At 53.1% G+C, this 25,517-nt stretch carries 17 protein-coding genes; 3 read left to right on the top strand and 14 right to left on the bottom strand.

Going from position 1 to position 25,517, the window contains the following annotated elements; all coding sequences use genetic code 11:
* Window positions 1-58: 58 nt before the first annotated feature.
* A complete protein-coding gene (gene glsA / locus EYC87_RS10890) occupies window positions 59-1,075 on the top strand; it encodes a glutaminase A (RefSeq protein WP_083793562.1) in 1,017 nt (338 codons plus the stop codon).
* Here the strand turns inward: glsA and EYC87_RS10885 are convergent, their stop codons facing one another.
* The 4 genes from EYC87_RS10885 to EYC87_RS10870 all read right to left on the bottom strand — a co-directional run bounded on the left by EYC87_RS10885 (window position 1,076) and on the right by EYC87_RS10870 (window position 7,910).
* The gene (locus EYC87_RS10885; RefSeq protein WP_279252893.1) at window positions 1,076-2,632 is read right to left on the bottom strand and encodes a phospholipase D family protein; all 1,557 of its coding nucleotides are present in this window, start codon (window positions 2,630-2,632) and stop codon (window positions 1,076-1,078) included.
* A gap of 83 nt (window positions 2,633-2,715) precedes the next feature.
* Window positions 2,716-3,633 carry a D-2-hydroxyacid dehydrogenase gene (locus EYC87_RS10880; RefSeq protein WP_279252892.1) on the bottom strand — a complete coding sequence of 306 codons (918 nt, stop codon included), beginning with the start codon at window positions 3,631-3,633 and terminating at the stop codon, window positions 2,716-2,718.
* Between the two features lie 53 nt (window positions 3,634-3,686).
* Window positions 3,687-6,740, bottom strand: a complete 3,054-nt coding sequence (locus EYC87_RS10875) for an efflux RND transporter permease subunit (protein ID WP_279252891.1) — start codon at window positions 6,738-6,740, stop codon at window positions 3,687-3,689.
* A 27-nt stretch (window positions 6,741-6,767) separates the two neighbouring features.
* The gene (locus EYC87_RS10870; RefSeq protein ID WP_279252890.1) at window positions 6,768-7,910 is read right to left on the bottom strand and encodes an efflux RND transporter periplasmic adaptor subunit; all 1,143 of its coding nucleotides are present in this window, start codon (window positions 7,908-7,910) and stop codon (window positions 6,768-6,770) included.
* 221 nt (window positions 7,911-8,131) lie between these two features.
* Between EYC87_RS10870 and EYC87_RS10865 the strand changes: the two genes are divergently transcribed.
* Window positions 8,132-9,769 carry a phospholipase D family protein gene (locus EYC87_RS10865; RefSeq protein ID WP_279252889.1) on the top strand — a complete coding sequence of 546 codons (1,638 nt, stop codon included), beginning with the start codon at window positions 8,132-8,134 and terminating at the stop codon, window positions 9,767-9,769.
* Here the strand turns inward: EYC87_RS10865 and EYC87_RS10860 are convergent.
* The 10 genes from EYC87_RS10860 to EYC87_RS10815 form a co-directional block, all read right to left on the bottom strand.
* Window positions 9,766-10,368 carry a PepSY domain-containing protein gene (locus EYC87_RS10860; protein ID WP_279252888.1) on the bottom strand — a complete coding sequence of 201 codons (603 nt, stop codon included), beginning with the start codon at window positions 10,366-10,368 and terminating at the stop codon, window positions 9,766-9,768. The genes EYC87_RS10865 and EYC87_RS10860 overlap by 4 nt on opposite strands.
* A 140-nt stretch (window positions 10,369-10,508) precedes the next feature.
* Window positions 10,509-12,035: a thioredoxin family protein gene (locus EYC87_RS10855; protein ID WP_279252887.1), complete on the bottom strand. Its 1,527-nt coding sequence runs from the start codon at window positions 12,033-12,035 to the stop codon at window positions 10,509-10,511.
* 269 nt (window positions 12,036-12,304) lie between these two features.
* On the bottom strand, window positions 12,305-14,758 hold the full coding sequence (locus EYC87_RS10850; protein WP_279252886.1) for a TonB-dependent receptor: 2,454 nt from the start codon (window positions 14,756-14,758) through the stop codon (window positions 12,305-12,307).
* A 333-nt stretch (window positions 14,759-15,091) separates the two neighbouring features.
* Window positions 15,092-15,538 (bottom strand): transcriptional regulator OhrR, encoded by a 447-nt coding sequence (gene ohrR, locus EYC87_RS10845; RefSeq protein WP_279252885.1) that lies wholly within the window; start codon window positions 15,536-15,538, stop codon window positions 15,092-15,094.
* A 172-nt stretch (window positions 15,539-15,710) separates the two neighbouring features.
* Window positions 15,711-16,379, bottom strand: coding sequence for a TSCPD domain-containing protein (locus EYC87_RS10840; RefSeq protein ID WP_007229465.1), 669 nt, complete (start codon window positions 16,377-16,379; stop codon window positions 15,711-15,713).
* Between the two features lie 34 nt (window positions 16,380-16,413).
* Window positions 16,414-18,564, bottom strand: coding sequence for an adenosylcobalamin-dependent ribonucleoside-diphosphate reductase (locus EYC87_RS10835; RefSeq protein WP_279252884.1), 2,151 nt, complete (start codon window positions 18,562-18,564; stop codon window positions 16,414-16,416).
* Window positions 18,565-18,730: 166 nt separating this feature from the next.
* On the bottom strand, window positions 18,731-20,122 hold the full coding sequence (locus tag EYC87_RS10830; RefSeq protein WP_279252883.1) for a Na+/H+ antiporter NhaC family protein: 1,392 nt from the start codon (window positions 20,120-20,122) through the stop codon (window positions 18,731-18,733).
* Window positions 20,119-21,156 carry a S66 peptidase family protein gene (locus EYC87_RS10825; protein ID WP_279252882.1) on the bottom strand — a complete coding sequence of 346 codons (1,038 nt, stop codon included), beginning with the start codon at window positions 21,154-21,156 and terminating at the stop codon, window positions 20,119-20,121. Before EYC87_RS10825 ends, EYC87_RS10830 begins: the two co-directional genes overlap by 4 nt.
* A 45-nt stretch (window positions 21,157-21,201) precedes the next feature.
* Window positions 21,202-22,293 (bottom strand): enolase C-terminal domain-like protein, encoded by a 1,092-nt coding sequence (locus EYC87_RS10820; protein ID WP_279252881.1) that lies wholly within the window; start codon window positions 22,291-22,293, stop codon window positions 21,202-21,204.
* Window positions 22,290-23,453 (bottom strand): DUF819 family protein, encoded by a 1,164-nt coding sequence (locus EYC87_RS10815; protein ID WP_279252880.1) that lies wholly within the window; start codon window positions 23,451-23,453, stop codon window positions 22,290-22,292. Before EYC87_RS10815 ends, EYC87_RS10820 begins: the two co-directional genes overlap by 4 nt.
* A 173-nt stretch (window positions 23,454-23,626) precedes the next feature.
* Between EYC87_RS10815 and EYC87_RS10810 the strand changes: the two genes are divergently transcribed.
* The gene (locus EYC87_RS10810; protein WP_279252879.1) at window positions 23,627-25,498 is read left to right on the top strand and encodes an AsmA family protein; all 1,872 of its coding nucleotides are present in this window, start codon (window positions 23,627-23,629) and stop codon (window positions 25,496-25,498) included.
* Window positions 25,499-25,517: the final 19 nt, after the last annotated feature.

Genomic DNA, 25,517 nt, shown 5'->3' with positions numbered 1-25,517 from the left:
TACGCTGGTGACTACTATGCTTATCCCTGTCAAAAAGTTCACATTAAGGGAAAAACCAATGATCGTTAAAGCAATTCAGGGATACCTATCGGCAGCGCTGCTCACTGCATCTGTTGCTACAGTGGCGGCCCCCATTAGTCCCGCTGACTACCAGCGTGTCGTCGACGAAGCCTATGCACAGTTCAAGGATGAAAAAGGTGGCGCCAACGCCGACTACATTCCTATTCTAGCGACCGTACCCAGCGAAATGTTCGGTGTAGTAATTATCACCCGCGACGGTGAAGTTTACTCTGCAGGTGAACTGGATTATGAATTTTCGATTCAATCCGTCTCTAAGCCGTTTACTGCATCGTTAATCATGCAGCAACAGGGACCTAGAGCCGTGCGCGAAAAGATTGGGGTTGAACCTACTGGTATGGCATTCAACTCTAAGATGGCCCTGGAAATTTACGAAGGCCGTTCGGTGAACCCGCTGGTAAACGCCGGTGCAATAGCTGCCGTCAGTCTGGTGGAAGCCTCATCGGAGAAAGACCGTTGGCAGCAGGTGCTTTCCAATATTGAGGACTACACCGCTCGCGACCTGACTGTTCTGGAGGAGGTGTACGACTCTGAGTATGAGACCGCCTGGGGCAATCGCGCTATTGCCAACCTGTTATTCAACTATGGACGCCTCTACAGTGAGCCGGAAGAGGCCTTACGTGTTTACACCCGCCAGTGCTCCATAGGCATTAACACGCTGGATCTGGCCATGATGGGCGCCACGTTGGCCAACGAGGGTGTTAATCCCAAGACCGGTAAGCGTGTCCTCGACAGGGAGCACGTGCCTGAGTTGTTGGCAATAATGGCCACCGCAGGTTTTTATGACGAATCTGGAGAGTGGATGTATAGCGCCGGACTGCCCGCCAAAACCGGTGTGGGCGGCGGCATCGTTGCCGTAGTGCCTGGCAAATTCGCTATCGCCACCTTCTCCCCTCCCCTGAATCCCGCCGGCAATAGCGTGCGTGGCTTAAAAGCTATTGGTTACATTTCGTCAACATTGGGTGTAGGTCTGTATGGCCCCAACGCGGGAGAATAGTTACAACTGGCCTTCTATCGGCAGCAGCCGATAAAAGCCAACCTGAAAGCGACGCCACCAGCTGGTCTGAGGCTCTTTATACAGCACCTGGTGGTCGTCCCCATTGTGATAGGTCCAACGCAGCTTTCCTTTTTCATTCAGATCGACCCGCCAGGCCATCCGCGCCAGCTCCTTCATAATATTATCGCGAAACGCCGAGCCCGCTTCTGGCGATTCAATGAAAATTCCCATCTCGGTATTGATTTTTATTGACCGTGGATCAAAGTTTAGCGAACCAATAAAAATACTTTCTCCATCAATGACGGTTGCCTTTGAATGCAGCGTTACTGCTTCCGGCTGATGTCCCCATAAATTTTTTCCAGCAACAGCATCAACCTTTATTTCATAAAACTCAGCGCCTGCTTTAAGCAACCGCGTGCGATATCGGGCATATCCAGAGTGCACCGGTATATGGTTGGTAGATGCCAGGGAGTTAGTTACTACGATCACTCTCACTCCCTTGTCCAGCAAACTCTCCATGAACTGAGCGCCAGCCTTCTGGGGAATATAGTAAGGCGATACGATGAGGATCTCTTCACTTGCCTCGAGAAAACGGCGCGCCATCTCGTCAATGACAACCAGTTCTGCCGCGTCCCCCACGGCAGTCTGAAGTTTTTCTGGACGATCTGTCACCAGGGTAGCTTTCGCCACAACAGGCTCCACCCGGTCCTCCTGCAGGTCCAGGAGTAAAGGGCTATTAATGGCTGTGGCGTAGAGACCCTCTTTACCATTAAAGGCCTCTTGCCGAACATAATCACGCCACTCGTTTAGCTCACTCACATCCACCTCAAGGGCGAAGGCTGCCATTGGTATAGCCAGGTCACTATTCCAGAACATATCAAAGCCATGGCTGACGTCCTCGACTATGTCACCCACCATCATGACCTCATAGTCATCAAACTGAACATCCTGGTTGATCTCGAAATATTCTTCGCCGATGTTTCGGCCGCCAACAATGCTCATCGCATTATCAACAGTGAGAGATTTATTGTGCATCCGCCTGTTGGCCCGTTTAAAGTCAGTGAGATACCCAAGGTAGCGCACACTCTGTCGGGGCAGCGGGTTAAACAAGCGAACATCTATATTGGGGTGCGACGTCAGCAAACTAAATGCCTCATCGACGTCAGGAGAAAAAATGTCATCAATTAAAAGTCTCACCCTGACACCGCGATCAGCCGCCGCCAGTAGCCCTGAAGCAAACAAAGTCCCCGCTTGATCTTTTTTGAGAATGAAGTACTGGGCATCGATGCTATGTTCCGCATGCTCTAACATCCGCAGGCGAAGACCAAGCGCGTCTGCCCCCAAAGGCAAACCGATAAAACCGGCTTTAGTTCCGTGCTCCTGTTTCCATTTAAACGCGAATTCGCCCAGCGTCGTATCAGCCGACAGAGGCATCGTTTGGCTTGATTCGCGAGGGTAATCAAAGGGAACACTGGCGCACGAGGTCAACCACAAGGTGCAAAGGAGTAGCACCCCGGCGCGAGGCAGCAATGGTAGAACGGCAAAGGCGCTTCGCATAGACAAGACTCCAGTGGTTAGAAAGCTTGCATCTTTTCCGCAGTGCAGGGGACTAGCGGCAATCGTCGACCCGGCAACCAAGTTCAATAGCCTAGGTCCAGGTCAATCACGTATTTCAGATCATCACCCCGGCTCCGGCGTCGCAGGTTTCCCAGAAACAGTTTAACCACGTCGCCCGGGAAACTGAACGCAGAAATATGCGGAGTAATTGAAATTTGGGGGTGCTGCCAAAGCCAGTGATCGGATGCCAGCGGTTCTGCTGCAAAGACATCGAGCACAGCGCTGGCGCGCTCGTGAACCTTCAGCCAGTTGCGCAGTCCGTCTTCACAAAGAGCATTACCTCTTCCCAGGTTGAAGAGGGTGGCATCAGTAGACAAAACGTCCAGCAATGACGCGTTGAGGATACCCCGGGTCTGCTCTGTACCAGGCAAGGTATTGATCAGCACATCAGTCCCAGCGAGCACATTCAATATCTCGTCAGCTGACCCTACTACATCGAAATTTTCATGCTGCTGACCTGATCGGGAAACGCCACGGGTTTCCATCCCAAACGACTGGGCAACACCCGCAACATGCGCACCGATTGTACCCGTGCCAAGTACACTCATGGTTTTTCCGACCAGGGTTTTTGGGGGCACGGGAGACCAGCAGCGAGAATCTTGCTGTGCTCGAAAGAACGACAACGAACGAACATCACTGAGTAAATAGCCGAACACGTACTCGGCCATTTGTGGCCCAAAAATATCTTTTACACCTGTGACCACAACACCCGCGGCTCCTGCTGCGGTGACGAGTGCGTCGACACCAGCCCAGGTCGACTGAACCCAGGGTGTTTGTCCACCTTGTTCCAGGTATCGCGCCGCGAGATCCGGCTGAGCGAGAAGCGCATCATAATCAGCAGGAAATACGGTGGGGTCACATCTGGCATCAGCAGCCACTCCCTCGGCTAACAGGAGTTGCTGGTATTGGCGATAATCCTCATCAAGTATCAGAACCTTCATGGGCTTAATCTGCTGCGCCTTGCTTCAAGCTGAATGTATTGGCGGCTAGAGGACTAACTAGCCACGCTATCCTCTCGTTTGTGAATGCGGAAAAAGATGGCGTAGAGCGTCGGTACAATAGTCAAAGTCAGAAGAGATGCGAAGCCAAGTCCGGACATAATGGTCACCGACATATTCACAAAGAATATATCTGAAAGGAGCGGAATCAGGCCGAGGATAGTGGTGAACGCGGCCAACATAACCGGTCGCATCCTACTTACAGAAGAGTCAAGAATAGCCTCGTAGGGATCCTTGTCTTCCTCGATCTGCTGATCAATTTCTTCTATCAGGACAATGGCATTCTTAATCAATAACCCCACAAGTGACAGCGCGCCCAGCAACGACATGAAGTCAAAAGCACCTCCAGTAGTCAAGAGTCCGGCGGTAATACCTACAATGGCCAGAGGCACGGTTAGCCAGATAATCGCCGGCTGGCGCAGCTTGCCGAACAGGAAAATGCTGGTAATTATCATCAACAGAAAGCCTACAGGTAGTGACTGGCCGAGTCCGGCCTGGGCATTGACCGAGTCTTCGTATTCACCGCCCCACTCCAATTTGTAACCTGCCGGCAAATTCATAGCTTCGATTTGCGGCCTGAGTCGTTCGAACAGCGCCGTCGCGAGGTCTTCATTGGGATTACAGGAAGCGATAATTGTCTGAATACGATCGCGACCGCGTATCAGAGCGTTCTCCATATCGGTCTCGTAACGAGCGACAACCTGGGATGCAGGTATTGATCGACCCAATACAGGGCTCCATATTTGGATATCCCTGACGCTATTAATATCTCCGCGCTCGTCTTCCGGCGCTCGCATTTCAATAGGCAGCAACCGGATTCCATCACGATAGACGCCAACAGGCGCGCCTTCGAAGGCGTAACGCAAAGCGCCAGCGAGATCTTCCCTATCCACGCCCAGTTGACGGCCAACCTGTTCATTAAATACCGGCACAGCCACCTTAACGGGCGCTCGCCAGTCATCGCGTATATCGGTAGCGTAGCCATCATCACGCATGATCTGCTGCGCTCTCTCTGACAATTCGCGCAGCTTTGTTGCATCTGGCCCAGAAAACCGGGCTTCGATTTTGGCATCTCGGCCGGGGCCTATCCGTAACGCTTTTATGATCGGGTCGGTCCAGGGCATTTCCTCGCGCATAAACTCCGCAGTTGCCTCCCAGACTGCTGAGATTTGCTCGCGCGACTCCGTCCGAACGATGATCTGCGAATAAACCGAAGCCGGCTCGCGCGAATCATAGACCAGGGTAAAGCGCTGGTGAGGTCCACCAATGACAGAGCTGGTACTGATAACACCGGGTTGCTCACGAATAAATTCACTCACCCGCAGGGTATCGTCGCGTGTAGTGCGAATATCAGAACCTTCAGGTTCCCATACATCGACAAAGAATAAGGGTGTATTTGAGTCAGGGAAAAATCCGCCGGCGACTTGACCAAAACCGATTACAGCAGCGATAAATAATCCCACCACACCGCTCACGGTGACCCAACGATGATCGATGGCCTTGGCCACAACGCCGCGATAAAACGTGAAGACTTTGCCACCATAAGGATCTTTACCAGCCGCCTGCGGGTCGGGCTTCAAAAACAGGGCACACAACAGAGGGGTAGTGCTAATGGCGGTGATCCAGCTTAATGAAAGGGAAATCATAATCACGTAAAACAGGGAGCTGGCGAACTCTCCGGTATTGTCCGGTGACAAACCAATCGCGGAAAAAGCCAGAATGCCAATTGCTGTGCCGCCCAGTAAAGCCCATATGGTTTTACCCACTACCTCTCTGGCCGCCTGAAAGGGATCCATACCGCCATTCATGCGTATCAACATTCCTTCCGCAACAACAATAGCGTTGTCCACCAGCATTCCCAGGGCGATCACTAATGCTCCCAGGGATATTCGCTGCAGTTCAATACCGTAAATATCCATTACGAATAATGTGCCAGCCACCGTAATTATCAGCACTGAACCGATAACAATGCCAGTGCGCAAACCCATAAACACAAGTAAGACCAAGATAACAATGATCACTGCCTGGGCAACGCTGACAAGAAAACCGCTGACTGACGCATCCACTTCCTTGGGCTGGTCATAAACAGTGCTTATATTCATGCCAATCGGAATTGTTGTAAGAAGGCTGTTCAGTTTTTGATCCAGCCGTTTACCCACAGCCACTACGTTTTCTCCCGCCACCATGGAGATACCCAGACTCAGCCCCGGCTCACCATTAACGTAGTAAAGCTTTGTCGGCACGGTCTCATAGGCCCGGCTAATCGTGGCGATATCAGACAGGCGAATCAGTTTGCGCTGGCTGGAGCTGATTAACAGATCGCCCATTGACTGTACTGACTGGAAGGCGCCCGTGGGGTCAAAGCGCAGATAGTCATCACCCACATCAACATTGCCCGCATCGACCACCACATTTTGCGATCCCAGGACACTGGCAATTTCACCCAACGAAATACCTAGCTCAGCCATCCGGCTGCGAGAGATATCAAGATAGGCCACTTCGCGCTGTTCACCATCAATAACGACCTTGCGCACGCCATCCACCAACACCAATTGCTTCTTGATAGCGTCAGCAGTGTCATACAAGTCACGCCACGTATATCCCTCACCGTGCAGCATCATGTAAGCGCCATACACGTCACCGAAATCATCGAGAATAATCGGCGCGCTGGCTCCTGGAGGTAACTGCGGGCTGACATCAGCGATTTTTCGTCGCAGCTCATCAAAAATATTGGGAAGGTCGGCCGCCTGGTACTCGTCTTTGAACTCGATAAGAATGTCAGACAAGCCGGGACGTGAAACAGACATCTTGATGCGCTTGATCTGGGGCATCAACTGGATTGCGTCCTCCAGATGATAAGTCAGTTCGTCCTGAACTTCCTGTGCTGTCGCGCCAGGATACGGAGTAAGAATCTTCGCCATTTTAATGGTGAAGGGCGGATCTTCCAATTTGCCAATCGTCTGGAAGGCCAAGAGGCCGCCGCCGACCATGATGACGACCAACAACCAGGAAATTACCGGGTTGCGGACTGAGTATTCACCGATATTCATCTGCAATAACCTTGAGTCCGTCCGCGTTTATAAAGAGTCGTCGGCACGAGGGATGGCCTGCTCAGTCAACTTCATTCGTGTGACAAGCATACCCTCCGCCAGGTAAGGACCGCCCACGGAAACAATTTCCTCGCCACCATCCAGACCCTCTAACACCTGGATAGAGCGGCCAGACATTCGCCCTATTTCCACCGACCTGGAAGATACGGTCATGGTATCGGCATCCAGCACCCAAACTCGAGGTTTCAACGCGTTATCGCCCTGCACGGACCGGACCGGCACCCACTTCACCGCGCCCTTATCTATCACCGCACTCAGATCGATCACCACTGTGGCCGTCATTCCCGGCAACACGTTAAAATCTGTAGGGGCGTCCATCGTAAAGGTAGTTCTGAATGTCTGCGTTTGATCATCCGCCTTGGTGGCCAACTCTTTCGGTCGCAGGGCAAACTGGCGGTTACTGCGTCCTTCAAACTGGGCAAATGCGCGCACGGTTCCCGCCGTTTCACTACTGCGGACATCGCCCTCATTCTTGATGCCCCCGCGGACACTGCGTACTACTGATTCAGGCAGGTCGAATATCACGTCCAGCTCAGTAATATTTTGCAGCCAGATCACTGTCTGGCGAGCCAACACTTCCTCGAAATTCTCGGCATCCCGCCGGGCTATTCTGCCCTCAAAGGGCGCGGTCAAGACAGTGTATTCGAGATCCTGCTTGGCAGCGGTCAAAGCCGCGCTGGCAGTACGGTAGTCTGCCTCCATGCGATCGTAATCCAGTCGGGAGATGTTGCCGTCGACAATCAGCTCTTTACCGCGCGTGAAGTTTCTCTCGGCATTATCAAAATTTGCCTGGCGATCCTCCACCACAATTTCGTAGTCCGTTGGATCAAGTCTCGCAAGAACCTGGCCTTCTTCTACCAGGTCTCCTTCCTTTATGCGCAGTTCCTGCAGCTGTCCGGAGACACGAAAAGCTAGCTCCGCGCGCTGGGTAGCATCCACGCGACCCGGAAAGGTGCGGATCGCTTCCTTACTGCCGCCACCGACGGTGAAGAGCTTGACAGGCCGGGATGCTGGCGGCGGCAGTTCACGCTCTTCACCCCCGCAACCACTGAGCAAACCCATCGCTACACCGATGCAAGCGACACCTAATGGAAAAAACCTGGCCGACATAATTGAACCCCAAGGCAAGACGTACGAAGAAAAAGGTATGTAACAAATGTAGACGATAGTGCCAGAATTACCACGAAAGCCACATCGTAAAACCCGGAACGCGGGCTCCACAATACCATGTGTTCCCCTACCTGACTGCCCTGTTTTTCCTCGGGCAGCCGACTTAGCCAAAAAAAGGCTACAATCGCTAGGTTCACCCGAAAACCAGTTATGGATAAGGCATGCCCCACGTATTTGAACAGACATTTTCACTCAGCAATATGACCTGCTTTTCGAGCCAATGGCCCTCCACGCTGAGATCACTCGCGCTACTGGTGATGTTTTCGTTGCTCGCGGCATGCAGTTCGCTGCCCACTGACTTTGAGAAGGTGCCCAGTTACGCTCTGGAAGCCGATAGCGAAAATCACCTGATCTTAGAGCTACAGGAGCTGCTCAACGAAAACCCCGAAAAGTCAGGGTTTCGCACCCTGGAACTGGGTGAAGAGGCCTTTGTCTCTCGCATTCGCTTGATTGACAGCGCATCAACGTCGCTGGACTTACAGTATTACATTTGGCACGACGATCTGACGGGCAGAACGATGCACAATCAACTGCTCGCCGCTGCTGATCGCGGAGTGCGCGTTCGAATACTGCTAGACGACCTCGATACCGCAGGCAAGGATCGCATCTTGAGACTGATCGACAGCCACCCCAATGTCGAAATTCGAGTCTTCAATCCATTTGCCAACCGCGCACGGCGTTTAGGAGACTTCATCGGTGATACTCACCGCATCAACCGGAGAATGCATAACAAGACTCTCACTGCTGACAACATTGTGACCATCTTCGGTGGCAGGAATATCGGTGATGAATACTTTTCCGCTGACACAAACGTTGGCTTCGGCGACATGGACGCTCTCGCGATCGGCCCCATAGCAGGTGAAGTTTCGGCCCAGTTTGACCTCTACTGGAACAGTGAGTGGGCCTACCCCATTGCCGCGTTCGAATGGAAAGAACTACTTGAACAAGCCGATTTCAAAGCCTTTCGAGAAAAGTCCGACCAATACCTGGAGGAAGCTCGCCAGTCGGCCTACGGCGATATATTGCGTCAATACGAAATGACCACCATGAAGAGTATTACCGAGCTGAAATTTGTTTGGTCAACATGGTTATTGGCCTATGACCAGCCCAGTAAGGTAGAAGCTAACAAGGTGAGTGCAGAAACCCACCTGGCCCCAAAACTGCAAATGGGAATGGATAAAACACAACGAGACCTGATTATTGTATCCCCCTACTTCGTCCCCGGAGACGAATTTACCGGCTACCTTGTAAGCCTTGTTGATCGCGGAGTCAGGGTACGCATTCTAACGAACTCACTGCAGGCCAATGATGTTTCGATGGTTCACGCGGGATACATGCGTTATCGCGAAGACCTGGTCGCGGGTGGGGTCGAGCTTTTTGAATTCAAGGCTGATGCCAACAAGGTGGTTCGCAAAGAAAACAGAGAGAGCGGGGAAGAAAACAAGGAAAAGCGCCGTATTGGCGCCTCCAAGGCAAGCCTGCATGCAAAGTTCTTCAGCTTTGATGAAACCTATCTCTTTATAGGTTCGTTTAACCTGGATGGACGATCAGTAGCGCTCAATTCCGAGCTAGGCGCCTACTATGCCAGTCCGGAGGAAGCGAAAATATTATCCCAGGAATTCGATGAGATGATACTGCAAATTGCCTATCAACTAACACTGGATGAGAGCGGTGACTTACAGTGGACGACCGAAAGGAATGGCGAGGAGTTGGTTTTCTTTAAAGAACCTGACACCACCTGGTGGAAACGTTTTAGCACCGGCTTCCTGTCAATTATTGTGCCTGAGTCGCAACTCTAGCGAACACTTCGACGGCTAAAGATCAGCGTAACGCCCAGCACTGTTGTCAACACCAAACAGCACAAACCCATGATCGCGACAACATTGTCGACCTTACGATTTCCCGTCCAGCGCAGGTAATGGATATCGTATAGCGCGTCTATCAATGCTCTGTCTTTGCCATACTGTTCGATACTCAAAGTATCCCAGTCGAAGCTCAGCCGCACTCCGCTGGCGGTGACATAGCCGTCAGCAGATTTTGCTACGCTCTCACCATAACGCTTCTGATCGACACTAATTGCATCCTCTAACAATTCCTTGATATCAGCGGAAGCCGGAAGGCCGCGCTTTGCCATAGTGTCTGCGTTGTACTGTTGCCACCCGTCTTTCGTTTTGGCCAGCAGATGTGTGCCCAGAACCGTTTGCACCTGCCGCACCTCCAACCACTCGTTACGGCCGGAAGGTATCGACAGTCCGGGCAATGAATAGTACCTGGGAGTCAGCTTTTTATAGGCATCTCCATACCCGGGTTGGAACAGAAAAATAGCCCCCGTGGCGCACCAGCCCAATAACGGTAATAACAAGATCACCCCCAACCATTTATGCAGCTTGCCAGTCATCATCTTTGACCGTTGGCAAAGGTCATGCCATCCCTAAAGCCCAGGTTAAGGTTTCGATAATTATTCATCACCTTGCCCGAACGCTATTCACTTGAAATTTTTAGCACAGTAGCTGCAACACCCAAAAGAAGGTCGCTATGTCACCCGGGGTCTGTCATCCGCGCGCGCAAAGACACCGCCACTGCCTGTCGCTTGGGACTGTCTGCAGACCACTCTTCCAAGCTTTCATCAAGCTGGGCAATTGGCTTGGCATAGGCATTGAGGCCACCTTTCTGCGAGGCCATGTCTGCAAGCAGTAATGATCCCGCCCGCTCCACTTCCAACAGGTCATCAGGCGCCAGGTTCAACAAGCGGCGCACATAACCCCTGCCCCATCGGGTTCTGTCCAGGGGCAAACGGGTAGCCTCCCAGGCCTTGCGATACCAAGCCAGGGCCTGCTCGTTATTGTCTGCATCAAGTTCAACGTAGCCCATACCCGACATAAAGTAGAAAGGAGCCTTAGAACGATCAATTCCCAGCTGCAGGGTTTGCTTTGCATCTGCGATGAGCCCCAGGTCGAAGTACACCCCCCATAAGCTATTAACCCCAGCGTGCAACTGGTAGGTATCCAACTGAACAACCAATGCGTCCGCCTGGCGTTTACCCCAGACCACTTGATCCGGGGCGGGGGATTCACCCTCAGCCAGCAATACAGTGGCCACCTCTGCCCAACCGGACAGCACGCTAGCTCTGTTCAAGAGATTCGCTTCGGCATTCTCAACGGCCGACTTGCACAACTTTGACAGGTTTTCCTGCAGCGCCAGCTGTTGCTCCCCTTGTGCAAGTTCGACGATGCTCTGACCATACCCAGAAAGCTTCATGAGGTTAGCCTGAGCCAGCGTAGAATCTGCCAAAATCTGCTCGATAGCCGCAACATGAACCGAGGCAAGGCTAGGGTCGCGAGTTTCCTCCTCCTGGCTCAACCACACTTCCATCGCAGCTAAAGCCAAGCGACTGCGTAGCAAGGTGTCGCTGGCAGGCGCGGCATCGCGCAACTGCATCAGCACATCGGTGGGCTTGTCTTCACCCAGTGCCTGACCACGATCCTGACCCCAGGAATAATTAGCCAGTAGCTGCCAATCCGAATCACTAAGCGATTCGCCCGCTAACGCGGCGGCAACGAGCTTGGCCACCGGCCGTATCTGGTTCAAGGTAAGTTCCAGCACCGCCACATACTGGGCCATGTCAATGCCACCCGGCATGCGGGTAAGCTCATCTCGCTGGGGGCTGAAGACGATCACAGTGGGCAAGCCATAAATCTTGTATTCGTCCGCGTAACGAATGGTTTCTGAGTCGCCATTACTCATATCCAGAGGCACAAATTGCCGGGATAGACGCACAAACTCGTCACGGATAAATATATTGGCCTCAAGCTCCTTACAGTAGGGGCACCACTCGGCGCCCCAATAGAGAAACAGCGGTTTATTTTGCTTCTTTGCGGTGGCAAAGGCTGCCTCAATATCTCCCTCAAACCACGCAATAGCGGCTGGCTCCGTCGTCAGCGGAACCGCCTTGGCAGCTGCTACCGGGGCGGGCGTATTGGGCGCCTCGCTGCTACACCCTCCCAGGGCGAGCAGAGTAATGATAATTGAAGCGATAGATTTAGTGATAAACATGGTTGCACGCATGGTCCTATCCATATCCTTGAGGAAGCATTAGTCCAGATCCCTGAGTGTTTCTAATTTAACCTAATCACGGGCCCAGCGCGAACAGCACTAAGCTCGGTATACGCAAACTTAGCTTCCGTCGAATGACTGGAATGTGGCTGGTTAAAAATAGATTGGAGTTGTGCCAGATAAGCCAGGGATTTTCATGAGGCAGGAATCGGCGGTGTCTATAAAAAACGCCCGCCGATTTTATCCAGTTGAACCCGACCAGATGTCAGGCCCAAGCTTGCTTAGAAGTTGTAACGCGCCTGAAGTGCGACATTATAAGGCGCTGTGTAAAAGCCGTAGTAAGCAGTGGCAACGCCAGGTGCACCTATTGCATTATTGAAAGCACCCGAAAGAGTTGTTGATGTAGGCGCCTGGTTTCCAAACGTCAGGATCTCCTCATCGGTGATGTTTTCAAACAGTACTGCAACTTGCCAGCGCCCTTCATTATCGGCGAGCGCAATGCGGCCATTCAGCTTAGTGTAACTGTCCTGTTCCAGGTTAGGGTCGAGTGTTGGTGAAACAAAGTACTCGTCGCTATAAATCAAGTCCAGACCAACAGTCAGCTCCATGGAACCGCCGATGTCGAAGAAGTACTGACCGCCGAGATTCGCAGTGAGCTCAGGCGTGAACTCGCGAGTGTCACCTGAACGATCACACAAGCCCGCTAGCTCGCTTCCATCCGGGTAGCTCGACTCTTCGCCAAAATAACATTGCGAGTTAGGGAAACTGTCAAACTCGAAATCCAGGATACCCGCAGCGTAGGAGAAGAGTAAGGAGTCAGTCGCTTGCCAGCGACCATCGAGCTCAATACCTTGCACCGTTGCCTCGCCGGCGTTGGTAACATTAAATCCGAGAGTGCCGTCGAACTGACTTGTCTGCAGATCTTCGTACTCGGTGCGGTAAAGCGCAACATTCAGTTCTGCCCTGCCATCTGCCAGTGTCATTTTACTGCCCAGCTCATAGCTGGTAGCCAGCTCTTCATCGAACTCGAATGAACCCGTGTTATTCGCCCGGGCATCAAAGCCGCCCGCCTTGAAACCCTCAGTGTAAGACACGTATACCATGGCATCTTCGGTAGCATCCCATTGAAGATTGACCGCTGGAGTAAAACTGTCCTCATCTTTGTCACAAGCCAGATTGTGGCCAATGGCGTCATCAGCACCGCCACAGTCGGTCAGTCCACTCAAATTCGCCTGCTCATTGTCAATTCCAAATCCGCCTGCATAGACAAAGGGCGCTACGGGACTACTTGTAATCGGCTGGCCCAAAATGTCACGGACCGGGCTTGGATCGAGTATGTCGACGGTGGTAATGCTTCGCGAGCCACTCTTCTCTTCCTCGGAGTAACGGCCACCAAGTGTCAAACGCCAACTGTCATTGATATTCCAGGTTACCTGCGCAAACGCTGACCATAGTTCACTATCCTGATCGTACGCGCGACGCGCGCCGGTACCGAGCAGCGATGAACTCAACGCCCCCAAAAGGCTATCGCCAGGGACAATGGTGATGTCATTCAACTCTACATCATAGTCCTGATAGAAGACCCCGCCGATCCAGTCGATGGTTTCACCTCCCTCAGAAGTAAACCTGAACTCCTGGCTGAACTGCTCAAATTTTTCCCTGCCTGAGGTATCAATCAACGACGCGCTCACAAAATCACAGTCGCACTGCTGGTAATCTTCATATTCAACGCGCGACGTAATCGAGGTCATAGTGATGTCACCAACCAGCCAGTCTATTTTCAGTGTCGCGTTGTCTACTTCAGTTTCATTGATATCGCCATTAGATTGACGCTTAAAATCTTGCTCAGCATCAAGAATGACCGCACCACCAGTCAGGCCTGCGAGTGCGGTTGCGTAAGAAGGTGAACCGCCTACTTCGACCGGGTTAATAATCTCTAAAAAGCGCCCCTTTGTGTCAAATTGGGCATTCTCAATTTTGAAGTTTGCCGTCAGGCTATCGGTGGGCTCCCAGCGGAAGCTTGCTCGTAGCACCTGCTCGTCAAGCTCGGCTTCAGGACGATCTCCCAGATTGGTATTTTCATAGTAGCCATCGGAATCACGCTTCAACGCAGCCAAACGCACGCCAAACCTGTCGCCAAGTGGGAAGTTCACAGCACCTGAAAAATCCGTGCCCTCTTGATCGAAGTTGTACTCGGCCTGAACAAATCCATCAAGGCCTTCTGTGCTCGCATGCTCGGTAATCATGCTAATAGCGCCGGCAATCGCGTTCTTACCAAACAAAATTGGCTGCGGTCCGCGCAGCACTTCTACCCGTGCCAGGTCAAGATAGGGAACGCGTGCCAACTGGGCACGTCCGTAATACACATCGTCGACAAACATACCAACGGATTGCTCAAAGGCCGGATTGATGCCCGAACTAATTCCGCGGATGGTTATATTGGTTCCAATCCCTGTCTGGTTCATGCTCAGGTTGGGCACGAAGTCAGTCAAGTCATTCAGGTTGGTAATACCCGAATCAGCTATTTTTGTAGCGTCTACCACATTCACCGAAATTGGCACATCACTGAGACTCTCGACCCGCTTCTGGGCGGTTACCACCACTTCCTCAAGAACTGCCTGGGCTTGCGCTCCCAACGAGACAACGCCGGTAGCGAGCGTCAGCACTTTCACTGAACTCCAGAATGTATTTCGCACCCTTCTCGTGGTGTCTGTTTTTCTACCGCTTTTGGTCATTTGTGCACCTTTATAATGTTATAAGCTGTGTGGTGACGGCTTCCTGCCCGCCGTTAATGCTGTGTTGCGCCTCGCAATTGCGGTTTTATCCTGGCTTTACACATCCAGTGCCGCAACTTTTCTTTCTATCATTTTTTAACTATACCCATAAGCACATCGCTTACGCGATAGCCGGGCACTGCATGCCGCCTCTAATCTTCGGCAAAACGCTGACAGCTGCAGCCAGCAAATGCGCTTCCTGGTCTCTGCGCCCTGACGGCTTATTCGATAATCATTGCATACATTTAAATTGCACGCAATTCATGATCCCAAATCCCGAGAAAGACTTTGGGTTTAGTCTGCCAGGGCCCTTATCAGCTCGTCGCAGATTTCTTTAAGCTCCCTACCCTTGGTGGCAGATAAACCGACTGTGCAAACCAGCTCATGAGGAATACCCTCAGCGCGAGACTTCAGCGCTTTCCCCTGCCTGGTTAAGCTAATAACGCGGATTCGTTCGTCAACCTCACTGTGCCGGCGCTCCACATACCCCTTCGCATCAAGGCGCTTAAGGAGTGGCGTCAGAGTGCCGGAGTCAAGGCGAAGGCGCTGCCCAATAGACTTGACATTGAGGGTCTCTTCTTCCCATAGCACCATTAAAACAATGTACTGTAAATAGGTAAGATCGAGCTTCTCCAGCAACGGGCGATAGGCCCTGACAACAGCATTGGCCGCAGCGTAGAGCGGGAAGCAAATCTGGTTTTCCAGCAGCAGCTGAGGAGTATCTTTATTATTATCACTCATGTGCAGAGTATATCAGGCAACTATATTGCACACAATTTAGATTCGTGGTGCCCCACTGACATCCAAGCACATGCAATAAAAAGAAGCTTCATGCCGCCGGGAAATGTTTTATCGATACGACCTTTTTACCGGTCACGGGGCCAGGGGCCGTAGTATCACCACTGGCCAATCATTAACCACACTTGGAATCGCCGCAATTAAGGCAGGTCATACAACCATCCATCATAATAGATGCTTTTACAGCACACTTTTTGCACAACTCGGCGCTGGTGGGGAACTCGCCGCCGGCACCGTCATCGCCGGTCTTGGCTGTGTAATCTGCTTTTTTCTCGTCCAGGATCTTTTTCTGGTGATCAGTGAGTTCAGCGGGGGCCAGCAAGCCGATATTCTGTAAATGGTCTTCAATTGCCCAGCCGATTTCTGCCACTAGCGACGGCATGAAGCGGCCGCCAGACTTGAAGTAGCCACCCTGGGGGTCAAACACGGCCTTAAGCTCTTCCACCAGGAAGGTACAATCACCGCCCTTGCGAAATACTGCAGAAATAACCCGGGTCAGGGCAACAATCCACTGAAAATGATCCATGTTTTTAGAATTAATGAATATCTCAAACGGCCGACGCAATTCGTGGTCAGTGCCGGGGTTGAGGATGATGTCATTAATCGTCAGGTACAGCGCGTGATCGGACAGCGGGGTCTTGATTTTGTAAGTCGCACCTTCCAATTGTTCAGGGCGCGATACTTTCTCGTGCATTTGTACGATGTTGCTCTCGATCTCTTCCTGCTTCTGCTCTTCAGTTTTTACCTGAAAACCAACGATCTTCTTATCTATTTTTTTATTCATAATTCTTTACCTGTAACGGGTTTCTGAAGGCCGATCAGAACTTCCCGTAATATCCCTCTTTTAATGCATCGAACAGGTTGGCTGCGGTGTGCATCTCCCCGTCATACTCAATTTCTTCATTGCCCTTGAATTCAACCGTGGAGCCATCCTCAAGGGTGAACTGATAGTTAGTGTTCTCCAGGTCCTCTTCCTTCACCAGCACACCTTGGAATGCTTCGGGATTGAAGCGGAAAGTAGTACACCCTTTTAACCCCTGTTCAGCAGCGTATAAATAAGTGTCCTTGAAATCTTCGTACGGGCAATCTGTCGGCACATTAATCGTTTTGGAGATCGAGGAGTCTACCCATTTCTGAGCCGCAGACTGTACGTCTACATGCTGCCGGGGAGTGACATTATCGGAGGCGATAAAGTAGTCGGGTAGCTTTTTACTCTCATCGTCGGTCAAAGGCATGGCATCGCCATTGACCAGTTCGCGGTAGGCCAGCAACTCGAAGGAGAACACATCGACCTTCTCTTTTGACTTTTTACCTTCGCGAATCACATTACGACTGTAATGGTGAGCAAAACTGGGCTCGATACCGTTACTGGCATTATTGGCCAAAGACAATGAAATGGTGCCCGTGGGTGCGATGGAGGAGTGGTGAGTAAATCGAGCGCCCTCCTGAATGATGGAGTTCACCAGCTCAGGCTCTTCCAGCGCCAGCGCCTGCATGTAATGACTGTATTTGGAGTGCAGGACCTTGCCGGGCAGTTTGTCGCCAAGTTTAATGCCGTCTGCCGCCATTTCCGGACGACGTCGCAGCATCTCGCCGGTCACTTCAAACTCCTCGTCCATAATGGGGGCCGCCCCTTTTTCACGCGCCAGGTCCAGACCAATTTTCCAGCCAGAAACAGCCATTTGCTTGCTCACTTCCTCAGTGAACTCAAGGGAGTCTTCCTCCCCGTACTTCATTTTCAACATGGTCAGCGTAGAACCCAGGCCCAGGAAACCCATGCCATGACGACGCTTACTAGTGATTTCCTGACGCTGCTGCTCCAACGGTAAACCATTGATCTCCACCACGTTATCCAGCATGCGAGTAAACACAGCGACGACTTCCCGATACTCTTCCCAGTCGAAGTGAGCCTTGTCAGTAAAAGGCTCTCGAACGAATCGAGTCAGGTTTACGCTACCCAGCAGACATGAACCGTAGGGTGGCAGTGGTTGCTCACCACAGGGGTTGGTGGCGCGGACATTCTCGCAAAACCAGTTGTTGTTCTTTTTATTGACCTCATCGATCAGAATAAAGCCGGGCTCCGCATAATCATAAGTGGAGCTCATAATGGCATTCCACAGCTTGATGGCGCGAATACGCTGATAAACTCGACAGGCGACCTGGCCTTGCTCGTTAGTCACATAGCCATCGGTAACAGGGAATGAACGCCATACCACTTCCTGCTCAGGATCAAGCTCCAGGTTGGCAAATTCCTTAGGTGTCACCGGGAATGAAAGTGGCCATTCGCCATCTTCTTTAACCGCGTTAATAAAGTCTTCTGTGATCAGCAGCGATAAATTGAACTGGCGCAGACGACCGTCTTCTCGCTTGGCTTTCACGAAGTCAAAGACGTCCGGGTGATGAACATCGAAGGTCGCCATTTGCGCACCTCGACGCCCACCGGCAGACGATACGGTAAAACACATCTTGTCGAAAATATCCATGAAGGACATCGGACCGGAGGTATAGGCACCTGCACCTGAAACGAACGCTCCCCTGGGGCGCAATGTGGAAAATTCGTAACCAATACCGCAACCCGCCTTCAAGGTCAGGCCCGCCTCCAGATTCTTCTGCAGAATGCCCTCCATCGAGTCGGTGATGCTGCCGGACACGGTGCAATTAATCGTCGAAGTCGAGGGCTTATGCTCCTGAGCGCCGGCGTTGGAAACAATACGCCCCGCCGGAATAGCGCCTCGCTTGAGGGCCCAGACAAAACGTTGTTCCCACTCCTGGCGCACGGTCTCGTCTTCCACCTCGGCCAAAGCGCGTGCGACGCGGGCATAGGTGCCATCTATATCCTTGTCGACCGCGTTCCCCTGGGCGTCCTTCAAGCGATATTTTTTGTCCCAGATATCCAGGGATGCGCCCTGAAGTTCGATAGTGCTGCTATTACCGCGAGCGGCGCTGCCCTGCTTGGCTAGTGATTCCAAATCTTGCCCCTTCTATGTCAGAAATTGCGCCCGAAAAGCGGACGCGAAGGTTTTTGTTAGACCTACCATTTAAACCTATATATCGGTACGTGAGCAACGGGCTACACAACATATTGTGAAAAAAACCGCTCTCTGTTCAGTAAACGCCCAAGCTGACTACCTACATTTACAGCAATATCAGTCCCAACATAAGAAAACCGATGATAGAAACCCCTCCAGCCAGCAGCGCGTAAGGTAACTGAGTACTTACATGCTGAATATGCTCGGTTCCAGAAGCCAACGAGGACACAATCGTTGTATCGGAAATCGGTGAACTATGATCACCGAAAATACCGCCAGATAAGACCGCTGCTACCAATAGCGTGGGGTCTACGCCCAGCGCTGACGCAACCGGCACTGCAATCGGCAGCATGATAGAGAAGGTTCCCCAGCTTGAACCCACTGCAAACGCTATAAACCCTGAGGCCAGGAACAGACAGGCGGGCAGCAGCCAGGCCGGCAGCGTCTCCCCCACCAGGCTCGCCACAAATACCCCCGTACCAAGCGCCTTGGAAACTCCACCCAGCGCAAGCGCCAACAATAAAATTGTAGCTATAGGCAGCATCCCTCCAGCGCCTTCCATCCAGGTACTGGTGAGCCGTTCCAGGCTCATGCTGCGCTGGACCAGCACCAGCATAGAGACGACCGTAAGCGCGAACAAACTGGCCCACAACACACTGGTGGAACCCGAACCGGCGAATAGGTCGCCATTCCCGGTAATCAGCAGGAAAGCAGGCATTGCGCCCACCAGGCAAGCCACCGGCAGCAGCATGTTCCAGGCATTGGGCGGCGCAGAGTCCTCCAGAATTTGGGCATCCTGCTGCACGGCCAGCGACTGCCCTGTTGCCGCTCGACGCTCGGCTTCAACCATAGGACCCAGATTAAAGTTGCGGGACACCGTAAATGCCGCCAACAGCACCGCGACGATGGCATAAAGGTTCATCGGGATAGAGGACAACAACACTTTCAGTGGCTGTTCCACCCCGAGCCCATCGAGCAAACCCAAATTGAAGGCGCCCCAGGCGTTAAGGGGTATCAGCATGCAAATGGGGGCCGACGTCGAGTCTATCAGGTAGGCCAGCTTTTCCCGGGACACCTTGAAACGATCAAACAAGGGCCGCGACACGGTTCCTGCCACCAGCACGGTAATGTTGGATTCAATGAATATCAGAACCCCAATGAACCAGGCCATCCATTGGGCACGCTTGCCGTTATCTACCCACCTACGTTGCTCCAGGAAGCGGATAAAACCAGTGACACCCCCCGAGCGCTCCAGAGTAAGAATGAAAGCGCCAATAACCAGGGTGAATACAATGACCCGGGCATCGCCGGGACTCGCCAACACCGCCAGCGAGGCATCAATAGCATTGGCAAGTGAGCCCAGTAACCCTTCGCCCAGCAACAGAAAGTAACCCAGCCAGATGCCAGTAAAGAGAGCCAGGTATACCTGCCGGGTAAAAAGTGCCAGACCAATGGCGATTAATGGCGGGAGTAATACCGTCCAGTTGGGGTCTGTCATGCCAGCCCCGAATCCAGCAGCGTAAGCTTACCCCGATCTCCATCGAGGCTGGCCATAGCGCCAACTGGAATTATCGCCTGGTCCTCTACATGGCCAATCATCAAGCCACGAATCACGGGAACGCTCAGGTCGAGGGTTCGCTCACGCAATACCTGCTCCATGGAAAAGCTGTTCCTGGTGGTCTCGCTCTCGGTGAACTTACCAAACGCAATGCCGGCGACCTCGTCCAGAACGCCCGCCAGTTTCAACTGGGTAAGCATACGATCAATTCGGTAAGGAGCCTCGTGGACATCTTCCAGGAACAAAATACGGCCATTGAATTCAGGTTGAAAAGGCGTTCCCATAAGATGGCAAACCAGAGAAAGGTTGCCGCCAATCAGGGGCCCCTGCGCCGTTCCACCGCGAATCAGGGTCAAACGGTTTTCCTTCTCCACCCGACCGGGTGCAGGGTCGTCAAATGGGGGAGGCGCCGCCAGCGACTGCCCTTTTTTAGCGCTCACAAGAGTGCGCTTGAACTGGCTATAGCTGTAATCACTAAAGTTGTCCCCAACGATCGGACCATGGAAGGTCACCAGACCAGTGCGCTGATGGATGGCGCAAAGCAGCGCGGTAATATCGCTGTAGCCCATTAGCACTTTAGGGTTAACGGCGATATTTTTGTAGTCCAGCAGGGGCAGTAAACGAGAGGACCCATAGCCGCCCCGTAGGCAGAAAATCGCATCCACCTCAGGATCCGCAAACATTGCGTTGAGGTCATCCGCCCGCTGCTGATCCGAGCCTGCGAGATACTGATCTCGGTGGTATAGGTGTTTTGCCGGTTTTACATGGAAACCCAGCGATGTAACAACGTCCCTGGCAAAGGCAATATCCTCGTCTTCGGCGACATTGCTCGCAGGGCTGACCAGGCCGATCGTCATGCCCTTGCGCAAACGCCTAGCCCTGATAATGGACCGAGGCTCTTGCGCGGCAGCGCTGGCAATACCTGCTACCAGCGGCATGGCTGCCATTGTCTTGATCAGGCTACGCCGATCCATTCCAGACTCCCTGTTTTTGACGCTACTGTATCAGCCCGACACCCGTCATAGAAACTCCAGGCCCGGCACGGCGTCGATTCCCAGACCCGGCGTGGAATTTAACTCGATCCTGGGACCATCGAACACAGTACCGCCTACAATGGGGCTTTGCCGACACAACATGGGCGCATCCAGGTCTACCCGCTTTATCACCGCTGACCTTGCGGCTGCGACATGAGCAGCGGCACCCACTGCGATTGCGCTTTCCAACATGCAGCCCATCATGCAGCTGATTCCAGCATCAGCAGCGATATCGGCAACACGCAAAGCGCCAGTGATACCAGCACTCTTCACCAGTTTGATATTGATAATATCGGCTGCGCCAGCTGCAATTATGCTGACTGCGTCCTCGTCACAAAAGACACTTTCGTCAGCCATTACTGGCGTATCCAGCGCCAGGCACACGCGGGCGAGCCCCGCTATATCGCCGGCGGGCACCGGTTGCTCAAGCAGATCTATGCTGATGCCGCGCTTGTTCAAGGCATGGATAACGCCCACCGCCTGGTCACTGGTCCAGGCCTGGTTGGCATCCAGATAAATCCGGGCTCTACCGGCAATCGCAGCAGCCACCTGAGAGACTCTTTCGATGTCCCCGTCTCCACTGCCACCCACTTTCAGTTTCAGTGTGGCAAACCCTCTGTCCACAGCATCCAGCGCACCAGCAACCATGACTTCCGGTTGATCAACGCTAACGGTAATACCTGTATCAGGCAGCGAAGAACCACCCCCGAGAAAAGCAGCAAGAGGCAGGCCGGACGCCTGCGCCGCCAAGTCGAACACCGCGATCTCTAACGCAGAACGCGCATTCACGTTATCTTTTGGCAACTGATCAAAGAGCGCCAGCACAGAGCCGAGGTCATCGAACGGCCGGCCGTCAAGAGCGGGAAGCAGGTCGCGTACCAGTGAAGTCATTATGCTCTGGTGATCCTGCCCCGTTATCGCCCTGGTAGCCGGAGCGCTACCGTAGCCGAGTTTGCCGCAATCAGATTCCAGTAACACCACCACATCTTCGACCTCGTCCACCTGCCGTAATGCAGTTTTGAAAGGCAAGCGTAAAGGTGCCCGCAGCATGGCCAGGCGATATCCCGATACCCTCACGGGTCGACGCCTCCCAGCCACATCAGCACCTTGCCCACCAATAGCCCGCCGGCCGTGCCTACCACGTAACCCAACAACGCCATTAACACTCCAACGGGCACCAACTGGCGTGAATAGGCCGCTGCGAGAATTGGCGCCGATGCTACACCTCCGATGTTGGCTAGCGACGCGATTCCGCAGGTGAACAAATCCAGACGCAGCAGCCGCGCTGCCACCAGCATGAAGCCGGCATGCACCAATAGAATCACCACGCCGGCCATTAAATAGATTGGAGCGCTTGCCAGGTCGGCAAAGGAGGTACGTGAAGCAATAGTCGCCACCATCAAGTAGAGCAGTGCGTTGGCCAGGGTCTCGCTACCGGACAAGCGTGACAGTGGCGTATAAGCGAGCACCAGACCCAGGGCAGTCACCGCCAGAATACGAACGACACTGACCGTGAAGAAACCGTCGCCACCAAGCCATTGACCAACCTGGTCCGCCAGCATTGCGCCCAGCAAACCAGTGCCAAATAACAGCAGTAACTGTGGCTCTCGCAAGCGACCACCGCTTTTGGCATGGTCGATTTTGACATCCAGTTTGATCGGATCGGCGCGTGACCAGGCATTGAAACGATCGGCCAGTGGCACCAGCGCCAGCAGCAACATCAGCCACAGGGAGTAATCGATAGAATCGACCAGCAGGGCATAGCCCAGGTCTGCGTCCGGCACCGCCAGCGCCGTTTGCACCGCAACCATGTTGGCAGTTCCTCCTAACCAACTACCTGCCAGAGTGGCGAATACGCCCCATGCGCCCTCTCCAAGCAGACTGCGGAACAATAAAAAGGCCACCAGACAGCCGATGATAATGCCCATGGCGGCCACCAGGAACGCCGCCAATAAGCGCGGCCCCAGCTTGAGCAATTCGCCTATTCTGCATTGCAGCAGCAACAGCAAAATCATGGCTGGCACCAGCAAACGTTTAATTTCAGCATAGGCCTGGGATTGAGCATCGTTGACGGCCCAAAGGCCACCCCCAGCGAGCAACATGGCACTCATATAGGTCAGCACAATGGGCGGCAGCCAGCGGAAGACAGACCATTCTGGTCGATTCTGCCCCAGCCATATCAGCGTGCCCGCCAGCATAACCAGGGACGCCAGATATCCGGCGACGCTGCTGATCACATTAACTTCCCCGTCGTTTCTTATGTCGCTAGCATGCGACATCCCCGTGAAATTCTCAATCGAGCAGGAAGCAGGTGCGGGCTTATCATAAAAACCTTATGAGGCGGCTTTGCAGAACCTGTTCTATTATCACTTGTACGACCCCTGATGATTTCCAAAGAAAAGGATTCCAGATGCCACGCATTCTGCTCTACATCATTCTCGCACCGGTCATTTTAGTGATTGTTGCCGCCCTACTCATCCCCGTCATGGTGGACGAGGAAAAAATGCTGCAACTGGCTGCCGATGAGGTGCGTAAACAGACCGGTGCCGAATTGTCCGTACTCGGAGGCGCTGACCTCAGGATTTTTCCAACACTGGGATTAGCACTGGCAGACGTGTCACTGGATATGCCGTCCGATCAACAGCCCAGCTTGCAGGCAAGGTCGCTCAATATTGGCGTGGAGCTAATTCCCCTGTTATCTAAAGAAGTCGCCATCGAGACGATAGAACTGGATGGTGTTGTCATTAAAATGACCACTGAGCCCGAGGCGGCGCCCATCGATACCAGTAAGCTAAATGACAAGCAACTGGGTGAATTTTATGCCAAACGCCAGGCCGATATCGATGAGGCGAGGCAGGCAGCCTCGACAGAGGCGGCGGTTGCTGTGCCGCTAGCACTGGAAGTCGCCAGCCTCAGCATCACTGATTCGCGCATTGAAATGACTGAGGTAGGCGGTGACACCAGTATCATCGAAATCGATAACCTGAAGGTTAGCGGCCTCAACCTTGAAGGCCGTTCAATTCCACTGGAGGGATCGATAATCCTGGCGGGAGATGAGCCGCTGGTGGTTATGTTCAATGGCTCGGTGGTGGTCAGCCAGGAGACTCAGATGCTTGGTATTGAAGAGATGGACCTTACCCTAAAAGGCGCCCTGGCTGAGACAGTCGCCCTGAATACTTCCGGGGAAGTCGATATGAATAGACAGGTCGCAGACCTGAAACTGGTCGCGACGATTGGTGACACCAGAGCGGATGGCCAACTGCGTTACGCCGCTTTTGAGAGCCCGCAAATCGACACACAGTTGCGCCTCAATCAGTTCACCCCGGCACTGCTGGCACTGGCGGGGCCCGAAGCGGCCGATACCAAACCGGTTCAACCAAGTCCGGAGGAGGCCGAGGATACTCCGCTGCCACTTGACGCGCTGCGCGTAATAGACACCCGTGCCGATCTCAGCATCGACAAAGTCATCTGGGGTGCCCACCAGGTAGACAACCTGAAGGCAAAACTGCGAGTGAATAAGGGCGCGGCGAACTTCCCCAGCATCACCGGCGATATTCACGGCGGCAAACTGGACATGAAAGCCAGTCTCAATGCCAAAAACAGCCTGGCCAAGATCAACACCCGGGGGACGCTCAGTAATGTCGATATCGCCCAGGCCCTGGTGGCCTCCGAAGTCGAACCCGTTCTGAGTGGAAAGGCCAGCCTGAACTGGAAACTCAACGGCGAGGGCAATACCAGCGGGGCCATCACTCAGACCCTGAAAGGGCCTATTGACCTGCTCACGGAACAGGCCGTATTAAAAGATATGGCGGTCGAAAAAATGCTGTGTGAAGGCGTTGCGCTGGTTAATCAGAAGAGTCTGGCGGCGGACTTTCCCAATAGCAGTGCATTCGAGGAGTTATCGGTAAGAATCAACCTGGGCAATGGCAAAGCACGCTTACAGCCGCTCAAGGCAAAATTCCCTGATATACGTCTGGTAGGCAAAGGCGCACTGGATATAGTCACTATGGACTTCGATGCGACCTTTGCCGCAAAACTGTCTGCTGGTCTAACCAAACTGGATCCGGCCTGCAAAGTAAACGACAGCATTACCGCCATAGAATGGCCGGTAAATTGCGAGGGCAACGTGACCGGCGAACCAGCCGATTGGTGCTCAGTAGACACTACTGGAATTATCGAAGACCTGGCGGGCAACGAGCTAAAACGTAAAGCGCAGAAAGAGGTCGAGAAAAAATACGGGGAAGAAGCAGGAGGTCTGTTGAGAGGTCTGCTGGGCAGGTAACCCGGCTATTGTGGACGGC

The sequence above is a fragment of the Candidatus Seongchinamella marina genome (assembly GCF_026262685.1).
Taxonomy (GTDB): domain Bacteria; phylum Pseudomonadota; class Gammaproteobacteria; order Pseudomonadales; family Halieaceae; genus Halioglobus; species Halioglobus marinus.
The sequence above is the reverse complement of the archived record's forward strand: the minus strand, read 5'-3'. Positions and strand labels throughout refer to the sequence as shown.

What these genes read in the sequence shown, in the direction of transcription:
- EYC87_RS10840 (WP_007229465.1), bottom strand. Translation starts at nt 16,379, where the DNA reads ATGAATAAAAAAATAGATAAGAAGATCGTTGGTTTTCAGGTAAAAACT.
- EYC87_RS10855 (WP_279252887.1), bottom strand. Translation starts at nt 12,035, where the DNA reads ATGCGTGCAACCATGTTTATCACTAAATCTATCGCTTCAATTATCATT.
- EYC87_RS10880 (WP_279252892.1), bottom strand. Translation starts at nt 3,633, where the DNA reads ATGAAGGTTCTGATACTTGATGAGGATTATCGCCAATACCAGCAACTC.
- EYC87_RS10810 (WP_279252879.1), top strand. Translation starts at nt 23,627, where the DNA reads ATGCCACGCATTCTGCTCTACATCATTCTCGCACCGGTCATTTTAGTG.
- glsA (WP_083793562.1), top strand. Translation starts at nt 59, where the DNA reads ATGATCGTTAAAGCAATTCAGGGATACCTATCGGCAGCGCTGCTCACT.
- EYC87_RS10885 (WP_279252893.1), bottom strand. Translation starts at nt 2,632, where the DNA reads ATGCGAAGCGCCTTTGCCGTTCTACCATTGCTGCCTCGCGCCGGGGTG.
- EYC87_RS10825 (WP_279252882.1), bottom strand. Translation starts at nt 21,156, where the DNA reads ATGGATCGGCGTAGCCTGATCAAGACAATGGCAGCCATGCCGCTGGTA.
- ohrR (WP_279252885.1), bottom strand. Translation starts at nt 15,538, where the DNA reads ATGAGTGATAATAATAAAGATACTCCTCAGCTGCTGCTGGAAAACCAG.
- EYC87_RS10865 (WP_279252889.1), top strand. Translation starts at nt 8,132, where the DNA reads ATGCCCCACGTATTTGAACAGACATTTTCACTCAGCAATATGACCTGC.
- EYC87_RS10850 (WP_279252886.1), bottom strand. Translation starts at nt 14,758, where the DNA reads ATGACCAAAAGCGGTAGAAAAACAGACACCACGAGAAGGGTGCGAAAT.
- EYC87_RS10830 (WP_279252883.1), bottom strand. Translation starts at nt 20,122, where the DNA reads ATGACAGACCCCAACTGGACGGTATTACTCCCGCCATTAATCGCCATT.
- EYC87_RS10875 (WP_279252891.1), bottom strand. Translation starts at nt 6,740, where the DNA reads ATGAATATCGGTGAATACTCAGTCCGCAACCCGGTAATTTCCTGGTTG.
- EYC87_RS10860 (WP_279252888.1), bottom strand. Translation starts at nt 10,368, where the DNA reads ATGACTGGCAAGCTGCATAAATGGTTGGGGGTGATCTTGTTATTACCG.
- EYC87_RS10870 (WP_279252890.1), bottom strand. Translation starts at nt 7,910, where the DNA reads ATGTCGGCCAGGTTTTTTCCATTAGGTGTCGCTTGCATCGGTGTAGCG.